Origin of the sequence: Xanthomonas sp. LMG 8993 (assembly GCF_009835065.2) — a bacterium.
Classification (GTDB): domain Bacteria; phylum Pseudomonadota; class Gammaproteobacteria; order Xanthomonadales; family Xanthomonadaceae; genus Xanthomonas; species Xanthomonas arboricola.
In genome coordinates this window covers 123010-137020 of the sequence record NZ_QVIF02000010.1, presented here as the reverse complement: position 1 = coordinate 137020, position 14011 = coordinate 123010, and the positions used below count along the sequence as shown (strand labels likewise).

10 protein-coding genes and 1 pseudogene are annotated in these 14011 nt (G+C 54.2%); 5 read left to right on the top strand and 6 right to left on the bottom strand.

Annotation, left to right across the window (positions count from 1 at the left end; translation table 11 throughout):
- Nucleotides 1-44 precede the first annotated feature (44 nt).
- Nucleotides 45-827: a hypothetical protein gene (locus DYQ94_RS17235; RefSeq protein WP_237474906.1), complete on the top strand. Its 783-nt coding sequence runs from the start codon at nt 45-47 to the stop codon at nt 825-827.
- A gap of 795 nt (nt 828-1622) precedes the next feature.
- On the opposite strand, the pseudogene DYQ94_RS17230 reads toward DYQ94_RS17235, so the two are convergent.
- A pseudogene (locus DYQ94_RS17230) lies at nt 1623-1958 on the bottom strand (methyl-accepting chemotaxis protein); the annotation flags it as partial.
- A gap of 1012 nt (nt 1959-2970) precedes the next feature.
- On the opposite strand from DYQ94_RS17230, the gene DYQ94_RS17225 reads away from it, so the two are divergent.
- The 4 genes from DYQ94_RS17225 to DYQ94_RS17210 all read left to right on the top strand — a co-directional run bounded on the left by DYQ94_RS17225 (nt 2971) and on the right by DYQ94_RS17210 (nt 7370).
- A complete protein-coding gene (locus DYQ94_RS17225) occupies nt 2971-3462 on the top strand; it encodes a hypothetical protein (RefSeq protein WP_160954709.1) in 492 nt (163 codons plus the stop codon).
- A gap of 67 nt (nt 3463-3529) precedes the next feature.
- A complete protein-coding gene (locus tag DYQ94_RS17220; protein ID WP_160954710.1) occupies nt 3530-4780 on the top strand; it encodes an HlyD family secretion protein in 1251 nt (416 codons plus the stop codon).
- Between the two features lies 1 nt (nt 4781).
- Nucleotides 4782-6911, top strand: a complete 2130-nt coding sequence (locus tag DYQ94_RS17215; protein ID WP_228434291.1) for a peptidase domain-containing ABC transporter — start codon at nt 4782-4784, stop codon at nt 6909-6911.
- Nucleotides 6912-6953: 42 nt separating this feature from the next.
- Entirely contained in the window at nt 6954-7370 is a 417-nt protein-coding gene (locus DYQ94_RS17210) for a helix-turn-helix domain-containing protein (protein ID WP_160954712.1), read from the top strand.
- A gap of 3 nt (nt 7371-7373) precedes the next feature.
- Here DYQ94_RS17210 and DYQ94_RS17205 read toward each other — a convergent pair whose 3' ends face one another.
- The 5 genes from DYQ94_RS17205 to DYQ94_RS17185 all read right to left on the bottom strand — a co-directional run bounded on the left by DYQ94_RS17205 (nt 7374) and on the right by DYQ94_RS17185 (nt 13699).
- Entirely contained in the window at nt 7374-8063 is a 690-nt protein-coding gene (locus DYQ94_RS17205; protein ID WP_184429137.1) for a hypothetical protein, read from the bottom strand.
- Nucleotides 8064-8839: 776 nt separating this feature from the next.
- The gene (locus tag DYQ94_RS17200; RefSeq protein WP_160954714.1) at nt 8840-10186 is read right to left on the bottom strand and encodes a hypothetical protein; all 1347 of its coding nucleotides are present in this window, start codon (nt 10184-10186) and stop codon (nt 8840-8842) included.
- Nucleotides 10176-11096 (bottom strand): ATP-binding protein, encoded by a 921-nt coding sequence (locus tag DYQ94_RS17195; RefSeq protein ID WP_160954715.1) that lies wholly within the window; start codon nt 11094-11096, stop codon nt 10176-10178. Before DYQ94_RS17195 ends, DYQ94_RS17200 begins: the two co-directional genes overlap by 11 nt.
- Nucleotides 11086-13071: a hypothetical protein gene (locus DYQ94_RS17190; protein ID WP_160954716.1), complete on the bottom strand. Its 1986-nt coding sequence runs from the start codon at nt 13069-13071 to the stop codon at nt 11086-11088. Before DYQ94_RS17190 ends, DYQ94_RS17195 begins: the two co-directional genes overlap by 11 nt.
- Nucleotides 13064-13699 carry a hypothetical protein gene (locus DYQ94_RS17185; RefSeq protein ID WP_160954717.1) on the bottom strand — a complete coding sequence of 212 codons (636 nt, stop codon included), beginning with the start codon at nt 13697-13699 and terminating at the stop codon, nt 13064-13066. Before DYQ94_RS17185 ends, DYQ94_RS17190 begins: the two co-directional genes overlap by 8 nt.
- Nucleotides 13700-14011 lie beyond the last annotated feature (312 nt).

Here is a 14011-nt window from a genome sequence, read left to right as displayed (position 1 = left end):
GGCAACGGTCAGTAGGCAGCCCGCAGCCCTGGGTCGACCGCCTTGTGTCCTTCATCGAACAAATGAACAACTCAAAACCGCAGTCTTGGGATCCAGGGCGTCCCGATGCCCCAACCATTGGCGACGTCCACCACCTGGGCGGCCGTGGTGCCCTCTATCTACTAGCTCTGGTACAGGCGCACCATGCAGGGGTACGTGTGGCACCCACCTTGGAGGGCACGCAGAACGTCCTTTCGGTACTGGATGCGTTGGGGGTCATCCGGTTCGATAATCAGGCCTTTCCGGAGAGCAATACGGTTGCCGGGGACAAGCTTGCCTGGTCATACACATGGGCACATGTCCCCTTCGCAGAACTGGATGCGCGACTCAAGGACTACCTGCGAACTGCGGCTCAAGAGCCTACCTATGCAGAGACTTGGTTGCGCGTTTGGCAGGAGCTCGTCCCACAGGAAGTGACCGCCTACCTCCAGCACCAATTGCGCATCCACCACTTCCCCGAAATCTTCCTGGGGGAGTTGGTTGGTCTTCTCATGCCATACGATTCGCGATACAGCTTAGGACACTGGCGTTATGCGTGCTGGGCGGCCGTACGGAGCATGGCATCGATTTCTCTGCAGTACCCAGGCAACGTCGAGATCTTGAAATTCACGTTGAGTAGCGAGCTGCCACGTCGGCTAAAGCTCACGCAGGGTAGCCTCGAGGGAAAGCTCTGTTTTTCCCCATCCTATTCACTCCCGGATTGTGCGCTTACAGCGGTGTTTGCCGGCATAGCGACCGGCCTCGGTGACAGGTACTGGATTTCCCCCCCGGCACTTGAGTTGATCTAGCCCCCGCGTACCTGTGTGCCAATCTGCGACTACTGCCATCCAGCGCCTTACTGGTCAACTGCTTGGTCGAAGCCCCAATAGCCTACATCTGCTGCAACGACGTTGATTGAGCTTCGTCGGATAGCTGCGCCGGACACTCATGTGATTTCACACCTATCCATGGCCGCAGATGGTTTGAAAGAGCTCTCCAAACCCGCCCGAGTAAGTGCCCAGCCGCCTCCTCATCAGCGTAGGTCACAAATGTGCCTAGAACGGTGATGGGGACCGCTGGGCTTATAAGACAATCGCGTGCCCCAGGTTATTAGGAGCCGCAGTTCAGTCAGCGCGCAGGCTCTGGCATCCCGATCTGGATGGACTTGGCGGCCAAGCGCTCGGGCTAGCCCTGACTCAGTCAGGATGTAGCGATGACGTCAGTGCCATGCGCGCTGGCTGAGCTAGCGTGCGATGCCAAGACCAGACCTAGGCGTCGCCGGCACTCTCGAAAGGCCAGTGCAGATGCGGGCATGTCACACGAATCAAAACTTTGTGCTTGCGCATCCCAAGCTGCCATTAACAGTTCCAGGTCGCTGATCAGCCCTTGCATTGACGTCCCTTTGTACGCAGACGGTGTCCGCACTCATAGCCTGGCTATGAGCAAGCCCACCCAGCCGATATGTCGGTATGGTTAAGCTCGCTATGCGATTTATAGCGGACACTACCGTTCAGGACAAGCGGTTGCCTTTGCTGGGTTTGGCGGAATGATGTGTCCGCTCAAAACGCCAGTGGGCCCAGGAACCTGGGCCCACATTGGTTGGGTCAAAACTCCTGCCAACCTGCGCCGTCCGTTAGGCCAGTGATAGGCTCGAGTTTGCGTGGTGCCCGGTGCGGAACAACCTTTGAGGGTGTCTTCAGGGGACCTGCCGCTTTCCTGCCGCCAGAGCTGGCAATGGCGGATCTGGCATGACCCGCACCGACCGGGAGAACCTTCCCCTCTTCGATCTTGAAGACCGCCACTGCCTCGGCGAGCTGCGTGGCTTGCTCTTCCATGGAACGGGCCGCCGCCGTTGCTTCCTTAACCAAGGCCGCGTTCTGCTGTGTCGCTTCATCCATCTGAGTGACGGTGGTATTGACTTGTTCGATCCCTGCCGACTCGACGTCCCCCCGCCCTGAGTAGCGGTCGGGTTTAGAGCCCGGGGGTGGGTCAGTCGTGAAGCAAGTCAGGTATCGGGTGCCACATAGTTACGTCCTGCTCCCTAGGTTTCCAGGCTCGCCGAAGGAGGCAGCGGCAAAACTTTGCCGAACATGGCGGATCGATGCTGCCATGAACTTTTTCCATCAAAAACAGTCAAAGCGAGCTGGGCAATCAAGATTGGAGAGTGGGCGCCGTTGCTGTAAGTCGCCGATGCCAGGGAGGCAGCCCCGCTGCCAAGACAATTTCTCTTTATTTATTGAGTACCAATCAATGCGCCTCCTCAACAGGGACGAAATGCAATGCGTGGCTGGCGGACAGTCCTACCGTACGCCCGGCGGTAATACAGTCAATGTCTCAGCCAACCTCTCGGACGCACAAGTTACGACGGTAGGTAAGATAGTCGATTACGGCTATAGCCACCGCATGCTTCCCGACGAGGTAAGCACAGCTGTCAATCAAGCGTTCTATGAAAGCTCGCTTGGGGCCATCACGAGCAATCCATCGAACCCGAACGTGCAGGGCTTGTATCAATACGATGCCACTACTTGGGACAGCCTCGGACACTCTGCATTGAATAGGTCAAGCACTGACGATCAGATAGCCGCAATGTATTCTGATATCCGCAGCTTTGAAATCAGATGGGCAGCAGGAAGGCAAGCAGGATCTATTCCAACGTCGTTACTGCTAGAAGATTACATTGAAATAAAGCACCACTTAGGCAGTAACAGCACAAATTGGTCATCACCTGTCCTCAATGATTACCACGGAAAAGTCACAGTTCTTGGCTTTACATCAGTGTCTAACAATGGAACCAGTGGAGGCGGTGCAGAAACAGGGGGGAGCGCTGGGTCCGGATCAAACACAGGTGGCGGAGGTGCCGGCGGCGGGACAACCGGCCCTGGAACTGTGACCGTTGGGCCTCCAAAACACATTGAGCGATAGATTTGCCCGTTCTTAAACTTGAGAATTTTGATGAAATACTTATATCATTTCATTGTTGCCGCAGCCTGCTCGCTGACTGCAACAGTACACGCCGCAGAATGCAGCAAAGACGTCGCATACTATGTTTACTCTAGCCAGCCCTCACTCCACGCGAAATTGGAGTCCATCAAAAAAGATGGTCAGCCACGTGAAGTAGGCGTAGAGATTAAAGATTCTACGCACAATCTCAACTATTGGTTTTTAGTGGACAAGGGCGCTGGCTATTACGCCAGTCTAATATCAACAACCAATTACGCCCTTCCAGATTGGAAACACCCCGATCCAGACGGCCCCCGCAAGCTCCGGGACATGGAGATCTATGGCTGGGACAAAAGAATGAAGATGTCTGACGACCTCCGAACCGACCGCCCTTTGCCAGACTACATCTTTGTTCCGGCACTGGCCGAATTGGTCACCCACGCAATACCTGAATCCTATCACCTCCCGCCAGGATTTTTTAAGCGAGCGGCTTGCAACATCTAGAAATCGCGGGGATGCCATAACAGGCGTCCCCTTTTTATAAATCATTTAGCACAACCTTGACTGGACCATGGAACTTTTTCGTAAGGAAGCGGCGGAAGCTTCGGTTTTGAATAGTGGACAGGTTGTCATACAAACACCCAGAGCCCACCACGCCGCAGGATTGGCAGCGCTCGCCATTTGTATAGGAGCAGGACTATTTATAACATTTGCCAGTTACTCAAGGCGCGAGCAGGTAGCCGGCCATCTTGTGTCAAGCAATGGAGAGATTCGAGTATTGTCCAGAAGAAGTTCCAGCGTGTCTAAGATATACGTTCATGAGCTGCAGCATGTAAAAAAAGGCGATGCCCTTGTTCGACTCTCAGAAGAGATTACGACCACAGACGGAGGCGTTCACGCCTCAACCCAGCGCCATATAAAAACTCAGATAACCCAGATTGACAGCAGCATCTCAGCTACTGAAGCAAACTTGGATTCAGAAAAAACCCAACTCAAGACGAAGATATCTTCTATTGAGACTCAACTAACCAACCTAAGAGACCAAATTACTTATCAGTCTACCGCCGTCTCACAAAAAAATAGGACGCTGAGCAAATTAAAGCCTCTTCTAAAAGATGGCTATGTAGCGGAGTATCAGGTCCAAGAAATCGAGTCGGGACTGCTAGACTCTCAAACCCAAGTCTCTGCACTTAAACGTCAGCTTGCAGAAATGGAACAGGGACAGAGAGAAGCACAGCAAAGACTTGCTTCCATAAATGCCGAATCTCTTATAAAAACCAATGAGCTACAGCGTGAGCGTGAACGGCTAGAAGCCACTCTAACTCAAGATCAAAGTGATTTAGAGATCATTGTAAGAGCGGAAGAGGATTCAATGGTAAGCACCTTGCTTGTCCAGCAAGCTGCAGCCATTAACCCTGGACAGGCCATCCTGACACTAGTTCCAGAACCGTCCACCATCATCGCAGAAGTCTTTATTCCCAGTAGCGCAATTGGATTCATCCACCCAGGCACCAGAGTAGCTCTACACTACGCTGCATTCCCCTATCAGAAATATGGCGTTCAATACGCATCCATAGAAAGTATCTCCCAAACTCCAGTATTGCCATCACAAGTATCCGATTTGTTAGGACAAGCTCCTCCGCCCCAGCCGCTTTATAGAGCAAAAGCCAAACTAGAAAATCAAAAAATCTACGTCGAGGGTTCTTCTAAACGTCTAAATCCGGGCATGCAACTTGACGCAGAGCTCCTACTTGAGCGTCGTTCCATTGCATCATGGCTTTTCGAGCCTATAAGTGCTTTCCATGCATCTGTCCAAAACTAACATGCAAGATCATGCAGTCACATTAGATACCACACCGACTTCTTTGCTGAGGGCATGGATGTCACGTGCCACGAAAATCGTTTACCAATCTGAGGCAAATGAATGTGCGCTTGCATGCCTTTCAATGATCTTACACAAGCATGGGAATCAGGTCAGTTTAGAGGAGTTGAGAACAACCGCTGGGAACTTTGCCCAAGGCATGACGGTAAGTGACATAGCAAACGCAGCTGAGCGCAACGGATTGGTATGTCGCCCACTCAGGTTAGAGCTAGAAGAGCTTGGCCAACTTACACTTCCGGCGATCCTTCACTGGGACATGGATCACTATGTCGTGCTTGAACGCGTGCACCGTACAAGCATTGTGCTGCTTGACCCAGCCAGGGGTCGCGTCAGCGTTAGAAATGATCAGATAGGAAGGCACTTTACGGGAATTGCAGTAGAGCTTCTTAAGGGTCCGAACCTCAAGCGACGAACAGAGAGAAAGCCATTATCGCTTACTGCACTTTTCGGCCCAGTTCGCGGATTGCGATCGGCCCTATTGAATTTAGGCATGCTTTCACTTGGATTGGAGCTGGTAGCACTTGCATCGCCTCAGGCATTCCAGATCGTCGTAGATCGTGTATTGGCGGACGGAGATCGCGGTCTTCTTCCGGTGGTGGTGGTGGCCATGGTGATACTTGCAATCACTCAAGTTGTTTTTTCATTGATACGAAGCTGGGCCATCGTCTGGATTAGTAGTCAAATCAGTATTGGCTGGAGCACAGGACTTTTCTCCCGCCTACTCAGGCTACCGCATACTTTTTTTCAGAATCGGTCACTGGGAGACATAAGTTCACGATTCAGCACACTCTATACAATGCAGCAAGCCGTAAGCACCCAGCTTGTAACAGGAGTTTTAGATGGCATCATGTCGATCGCAACGGGAATAATGCTATTCATATACAGCCCCAAGCTAGCGTTATTCACTATTTTTGCGTCGGCAACTTATATTGCAGTTCGATTGGCTTACCTTAGCCGACTGAAGCTAAACACGGTATCCGCTTTGATTGAAGAGGCTAGACGTCAGTCGTTGCTCTTGGAATCTATTCGCGGATCTCAAACGTTAAAGCTCTTTGGCAAAACCGCTTGGCAAGCTTCGCGATATGCCAATCGAAGTGCAGCTTCAATTGGCGCATCCGCGCTCGTACAGAGGACAACTGCTGCTTACAGTGCAATGGGTACTGTCACGCTGTCAACGGCGCGAATTGGGGCGATAGCGATCGGAGCCGTATTAGTTTTTAAAGGAGACTTCACAGCAGGCATGCTCGTAGCCTATGCATCATATGCAGATCTATTTGTCGGTCGACTCAGTAGTTTGGTGGAATACGGAACTCAACTCTCTTTACTGAGTGCACAAGCTGAGCGCGTGGCAGACATCGCTCTGGCTCAACCCGAAAAAGAGCCAGCCGTCCCTACAAGGCTAGGCAAAGAAAAACTTCAAATCGAGTTTAGAAACGTCAGCTATCGATATTCCGACAACCAGCCGTGGATCCTTTATGACGCCAGCCTTCTCATTCCAGCCGCCTCTACAACGGCTATCTGCGGGCCGTCAGGTAGCGGAAAGAGTACCCTTGCAAAGTTACTTCTTGGATTAGCGGAAGCCCAACAAGGTGATGTGCTGTTCAATGGCCGGACCATTCGAGAGATGGGACCGTCAGAAGTCCGGGCCCAGCTTGCTTGCGTTATGCAAGACGACGTGTTGTTCCAAGGCAACCTTGGAGAAAATATAAGTTTTTTTGATGAGAAGCCAAATCAGTCGATGATCGAAGAAGTTGCAAGTCTGTCTTGCATCCACGGCGATATATCCTGCATGCCGATGGGTTATCGCACCATGGTCGGAGACATGGGGTCATCGCTATCGGGCGGGCAAAAACAGAGGATATTGCTCGCTAGAGCGCTGTATCGAAATCCAAAAGCCCTCCTCTTGGATGAAGCTAGCAGCCACCTTGACCAAGAGCGAGAGACCTCCATCATTCGCAATCTTCGGTCACTTAAAATGACGGTTATCCAGATCGCGCACAGGAAGGAAACGTTAGATTCCGCCGACCGCATTTTTTTAGTGCAAGATGGCAAAATCAGGTCTTTACGCTAATCTGAGATATAAAAATAAGTTGAAATAATAGAACAAATACAAATGACCAAAATTCGCATGAAAATTAATCGCACTGATTATAATGAAATGACAGGTATGCCCGAGATAGATCGATCAGCTGTCGCCAACCGCATAAAGGCAACCAGAACTAAACTTGGTTATTCTCAGCGTGATCTTGCCGACGCCTTGGGGGTAGGCCGGTCAACGGTTGCCCACTGGGAGCGTCAATCAGGCTTTTTACCATCGACATCCCATCTGAACAAATTAGCAACGTTGCTTCAAGTCAAAATCGACTGGCTAGCTTTTGGCACGCCGATAAACGCTTTTGAGCCAAGGCAGCAGCAACCCATGCGTCGCAACGATATAGAAACAAGACTGGTTAGCGCTTCACGTCACATCCCTGTGACGCTTTTGTCAATGATTATTGCGCTATTGGAGAGTATCGGCGAAGCAGCCTGAAATTCAGGGCGTGCCTTTATGGACTGGAGTTGGGCCACCTACTGTCACACTGCCGGAACTGCCGCCGGCACTTCCACTACTGCCCGGAGATCCGCCACCGCCGCCTCCACCGTTACCACCGCCAGTAGCTCCACCATGTGCTGGTCCTTGCACGATAGTCGTCAAGCCGAGAATAGTAACCTTACCTTGGTAGTCATTGATGACCGCGCTATTCCAATCAGTGCTATTACTGCCAAGATGATGCTTTACCTCAATATAATTTTCAAAAGTCAGCGTGGAAGGAATCGCGCCACTACCAATTCCACTATTGTATCTTGAATGAAATGCGACTATGTCCGAATACATGGCTGCCACTTGATCTGAATCACTAGCGCGATTTAACGCGGAATGGCCTAAGTCGCTCCAAGTGGCTGCATTATATTGGTAGAGCCCCTGAACTGATGAGTTCGAAGGATTCGATTCCATCGTGCCAAGAGAGCTTTCATAAAATGCTTGATTGACTGCAATTTTAATGTCACTGAAAAGAAACCCGTGGGACAATCCATAGTCAACAATGGTAGCAGCTGTATTGCTCTGAGCTTGAGATAAATTAGCGCCGGTAGCGTAACTATTATTTCCGGGCGTCGTATAAGCGCCACCACCAGACACCAAATGCATTTCCTCCATTTTAAGCGCGCGCATCTTTTCCTTCACCCTGAATTAAATGGATCCGATTTTTTTTAAACTTGCTTAGTATTCTCAACTAGGCATTGACAGTAAATAGCATTGCCGTGTGTTTTTGCAACCTAAAGTGCTTCGGATTGCACACCCCGCTTCTTACTGCACACACGCAGATCGCTAAATTCGCCAGATTGTGGATGAGGGTAATCAGAATTCGACCAACGCATCAACTCGCAAAGTTGTTGGTAGGCAGGCAGCTAGATCGCTATCGCGACTTCCAATTTCTCAGATAGATTGATCTACAGTAGTTGTAACCAAGCGATGTATTTCTTAAAACGACGAGTGGCAACCGTTCTTCGATGGGAGGATTCGACGTGTAGGTGTCACTAAGTCGTGGAAATTTGCCACCTTCCCAGTACGAAGATCCACTCAGAAGGGGATGCGGTCCGGGCGGACGAAATCTTTCCTCTCTGGCTAATCAAGCGCTGTCGACGCCATGAGTTAGGTTTCATGCGTGTGGTTGCCGGCACCGCATTAGAGGGGCAGGATTCTGCCCCCCCTGGACGTGTCGTCGGCAGCAACGCTCTACTTCCTGATCTCAATCAGTATGTTGGTGCTCAGGAGGCCAAGGCCCTGGGACGGCCTATCAAATATCTGTTGATTGGCGAGAGGAACGTTTCGGAAAGGTGCGGCTGTTCTGGGACATCGAAGCTGGCCCACTCCTTCGTCCCCAATCTCCAAACCGCATCGCCGCGTGTGTTGGAGCGGGCGGCGGGACAGCCGCCCATACATCACACCGGTAAGCGGTGTTAGCGCCTTGCAGCGACACCTATCTGATCCATGATCCAGCTCGCATCTGCGATCACATCGCTTTGGACATAATGCGATGATCGGCGTCCCGCAGTGGACAACCTCTCCCTCAGGCTCATCACCTGATTACTGACATGACAGCAGTGGACGGCAGACCATTGAAAGATGTGGGAGACAAAGGCTCTCGTCTCGGAGATGTGCTCGCTACGGGGGCCGGGTGATTGTGTCTCTGAGGGAAGATCCCAGAACGCTAGCATCATCTCATGGGCGGAGGTCTTCCCCATAAGCTGTGCCTGCACGTGTGCTAGCCAACTCACCGACAAACACAAGCCCAGATGTGAACTTTCATATGCCAACAGATTGATATCGTCCGACCAAGGCGCGCTGTTGTTTTGCCCGCGCCGAGTGCGCAAAAGCCACAGGGAGAATCCGATGCTGCAGGGGCATGCAAGCTGATGTTTGCCTGATCCACCAGCCATGCCTTGCATACACGCATGGCCAGACTTTTGCGCCAAGGTGTGCGCCTGCGCAGCAACGCGAGAAATGGCTTCTTCGTGGGTACGAACATGGGTCGTGGCTATTTGCCAATGCGGGATGAGGCGGAAGTACTGGCTGAGCACCCGGCTTTGCGGGGAAAGCTCTGCTGCGCGCATCTCCTCCGCCGCATAGATACGGACATCGTGAGGCGAAATACCCAACGCACTAGACGGTCCGGATGACCGTGGAAGGCCGGCAATCCAGACCCGCTCAGCTAGCTGGCAGGTCGGTTGATCCTCGACCGGGGATGCTTTAGGTGCGGCGGGCTGCGATGTGGTGCCGTCATCCACGCCATCCAGACGACATCCGCATCCGCCGCAACGCAGCGGCTCCCGATCAAAGAAGACACGATAGCCATTGTGCTGGCCACAATAGTTGCAGAACTGTTCAAGGCGGACGTGATGCTCAGGGCAAAACCAGAGTGAGCGATGCTGATGGATCGCCTTGTGATGATTCCGCTTCATGCACTGGGGGCACCAGGAGACCGAAGCTCGATACCATTCCAAGGGCACTTCAGTGAGGTCTTGCCGCGCCTTGGCGATCACGCGACGAAGGAGCGGATGCGTGATTTCGTCACTCGCCACCTTCAGTTGCGCCACCCAATTCATGAATTCGAATAGGTGGGTGGTCGAAGGCGGACGATACGGTTGGAGCGTGCGTAAGGGCCGCTCGATGAGTTTGGCAATGTCGTATGCGCGGCACAGGTTGAATCGGCCGATCGCCGCGTATGCCCCATAAAGGGAGTTTTTCTCCCAATGCTCTGGAAGATGGGCAACAAAACCCACCGGCGCCGAGGCCTCAGATGACATCAATCTTCTGAAGCAGTTCCGACGTGATCTTCAGCTCCGCACTGTCTGCACCACGAAGGTGAATGAAGAACGATGCCAAGAACCCGGCCACGCTGGACATGGCCACGACGGTCCCCACGCCAGGCAAGCGTTGCTGTTTTAGTTCGCGCCAGAACAGCGCACTACTGCTGGCAAGCCGCCCCCCTCCCTCATAGAACCTGGGCAGTAGGAGTTGCAGGTAGCTCATGCCCGAACCCACAGGGAACTCAGAACCGGCGTCAATCGCCGCCAGCAGCGGCTCCAGTTCCGCGGCGTTCTGAATTCCCCTGAATTCGTTCAACGTGGACATGAAACGCTTTTCCAGATCCGAGCGTGCGGCCTTCAATTGTTGCCGTTTCTCTTTGAGCTCGACCTGCCCGAACAAAATGACCGTGACCTTCACGCGGTCTCGCACCAGGCGATTGATGACCGACTTGAGCCAGGCAAACTCGTCACAGCTCAGCTCCTGGGCTTCATCGAAGATCAGAAAAAGGTGCCGGGCTTCCCCTGAGAGGGCCAGCAGAGCACGATGCACTTGGGTACGCTTGCCGGCCAAGTCTCTGGCGATCTTGGGCGCATAGTCGATCTGGTTGAGGATTTCGGAAAGTAAGCGCCCTTCGGCCGGATTGGTGTCTTCGACCACCTCAAAGATCAGCACGCCGCAACCAGGCTTTTTTCGCTTCATTTCTACCAACAACAACTCGGCACATGAACTCTTACCCGACAGCGGCTGGGCGAAGAAAGCAATGGAACCCCTGCCCTTACGGCCAAGCGCCCAAACACGACCCAGGACGTCCTTGGCAGCAAGCGTAGGCAGCACCGCTCGCTCGATGATCACCGGGTGCTCATCCCATACCTGATCACGCAAACGCAGTATTTCCTCAATAGTCATGACGGTCTCCGTTGAAGGCACCTATCTCATCCCACTGCATGTAGTTGGAACTTTTTGATTCGCTGGCCCGATCTAGCAGGTCCGTCACCGCGACCTCAGCCTGCTGCACCTGAGTGGAGTTGGTGGGGGCGTCACCGGGCACATCGCGACGGGCGTTGTGATCGCCTACGAGTCGCATGGCCGACTTGGCCGGCTTGGATTTAGCCTTGGCAATGGCATATTCGTCCGCCACCTTTTTCAGGAACGCGGCCACGACATCGTCGTTCCTGTCGTTCTCGATGTAGCCTCCGCGAAGGAGCTGATTGATCTGGCGCCGCAGATCGATCGAGTGATCGCTCCAACGCCAGCGGCCACCCGCCTGACAAGTGCCCAAGGGGCGCTGACGGCAGAAAGCATCAATGAATCGGACATTGGTTCGTGCCACATGCAGTTCTAGGTTGACCTGCTCATCCAACAGCGCCCAATCCTTCGCCATGGCCGGGTTCGTATAGTCGACCTCCAGAAAAGAAAAATAGGGGCGACGCCCAGTGGCTTTGTTTCCCCGAATTGGTACGGTAATGATCGACTTGGACAGATCTGCCTCGCCTTCCCGAAGCGGGGGTAGAAACGGAAACTGGTACTGATCGCGTTCGGGTCCGCAAATGAGCGCATGCATGCGCTGGGCGGGGCTGGCCGCCAAATTGGCTTTGCCCATCTTCTCGTTGAAGTTGCGCAACAGGTTCGATACTAGTTCCACAATCTCGCGCTCTGGCAGCACGCACGCGCGGGCGGCCTCTTCGGCCTTCTGCCGCCTAGGATCCTGTGGTCCAGCACCGGTGGTTTGGGGGAGCCGTTTAAAGCCTGCGCGTTCCAGTTCGTTGAAGACGCGCTCTACTAATTGGCGCCGGGCTGGCGTTTTTACTGGGCCAAAGTTCACCGCGCATCCGCTCAGCGACATCACGCGTGAGACCAGTTCGTCAGCCAGATGGATAAGCGCGTTGTCCAGCAACAGGCAATTGAACCCACACCAGCCGAAGCGGTCGTCCAGGTCGGCCAAAGGGCGCGTGGCCAGCTGACCGTCCTTGCGATGGGCCCAGTCCGGTTCGCCGATTATGCCCGCGTGAAGCACGTCCATAGCATCGCCGGCGTTAGCCGCCTCGCGGAAGATCACCTTGAAGGCCATGATCCAGCCCTTGTGGCGATCTACCAGCAGCAAAAGAGTCATTCGGCCTGCATCCAAAAACCGGAAACCCTCAGGCGTCTCGATCCTGACGGTGCCGATGCAACCTATGGCATGCTCGTCCATCTCGACGATGTCCATTGGCATACAGGCCACGAGGCGAGAGACATGGCCGTTGCCGGCCTTGGCTTTGGTCGCGGCCTTGTCCCCATATTGGGTAGCCACGATCGCGTCGTAGTGCTGGATCAGAAAGGCCTTGGTGAACTCCCGTACGGCCCCCGCCCCACGCCGACACGAGGTAAAAGGCCAGGACTGCATGTCGGGATCCTTGGCCTCGCATAAACGCAAAAATTCCATGTGGACCGACTTGTGTCGGACGCCCGCCTCTCCGCCGGGCTTTCGTCTGGCGTTGAGCAGCAAGTACGACTCCAAGGCTGCGGAAATGTCGCTGTTCTGGCGTAGGAACTGCGCAAGTGCCCCCGCTAGCCCTTTGCTTTGATGCGTCGGCAGGGGCTTCCGTCGCTGCCGCGGCTGGATCTCCAAATAGGGCAGCAGCCCTATCCAGCCGATCGGCATGCCTTGCCCATCAAGCGCGACACACTTGTCATAGGCGCGATAGAACACCTCTTTCCAGATCGATTGGGCTTGCAGCAGGCGCGTGATCCGTGCGCCGTGCACGTAGCCGGTAATGGCCTCCTTGAGCGAGTAAAACCGTTTCCTCTCCGCCGCACCCAGGCCTTCCAGTGATGGTATGGCCCAGCTGGCGAGAACCAAACGCTCGGGAGGCGTCGTCTTCAGAGTCAGGCGGCTACCCATGGCGATGGGTCCGCAGCACAGTACCGGGACCCCATAGGCGGGTATCCACGTCGCTCTCGACCTCGCGCGAACGCAGCAGCGTGGCCACCGCGCCTGTGATCAGCGCGGTGCTTTCGGAGGGGAGCTGCTGGCACAGATTCCGAACCGCTAGCTCGCCATGTTCTTCCAGCAAATGTCGGCAGCGAATGATCAGCGGCCCCAAGGAATGCGATCGGCACCGGTTGATCGTGGGAACGATGGCCCGCCAGCTCTGGACACGCACCTTGGCTGCGTTGAGCATCGCCAGGCTGATCAATCGCCGGCCTGCCGCCGATGCCTTGTCGGCCTCAAGGGCCAGGTCGACGTCGAGCTCGGTACCCTCCAACGTGGTGACGGTAGCGAAGTGCCGCCGCCCCGGGTGCGAGTGCGCTCGCCCGTGGCGCAGGGGGGAGTAGTCGACGAACGCCACATCCGGTGAACCTTCCAGATAGAAGAAGGCCTCTAACTCGATGTCCGAACTCAGCGTCAGCGGGAGCGCCTGCGTGTCCTGCGGGGGGCTGACAAACCACAGGTTGTGGCCGCTGGCTCCTCTGGCACGCACAGAGGCCAGGTATTGGTTGCGCTTTTTCTGCGCCGGTGTCTTACCCATTGGCTTGCCCACGCAGAACAGCAGCGTCAGGCAAGCCGGTGCGACCTTGACCCGCGTAGCGGGAAGGGGTGTATAGTCTATTCGGCATCAACAGGTCCTCCAAGCGACCTGGCCTCAAGAGTCCGACCATTGCAGTGGCGGGCTCTTTTTTGTGAACTAATTTTTAATTCTGGTAATGCTGGTGTACAGACTACCTGCCTGACAGACTACCTGCCTGGAAGGTCGTCAGATCCAATGCCCAGCCGTGGTTTGATTTTCAATCCTCGCCCGAAGAGCCCCGATCATGGTGCTGGACTGTGCTAGCGGATTTCG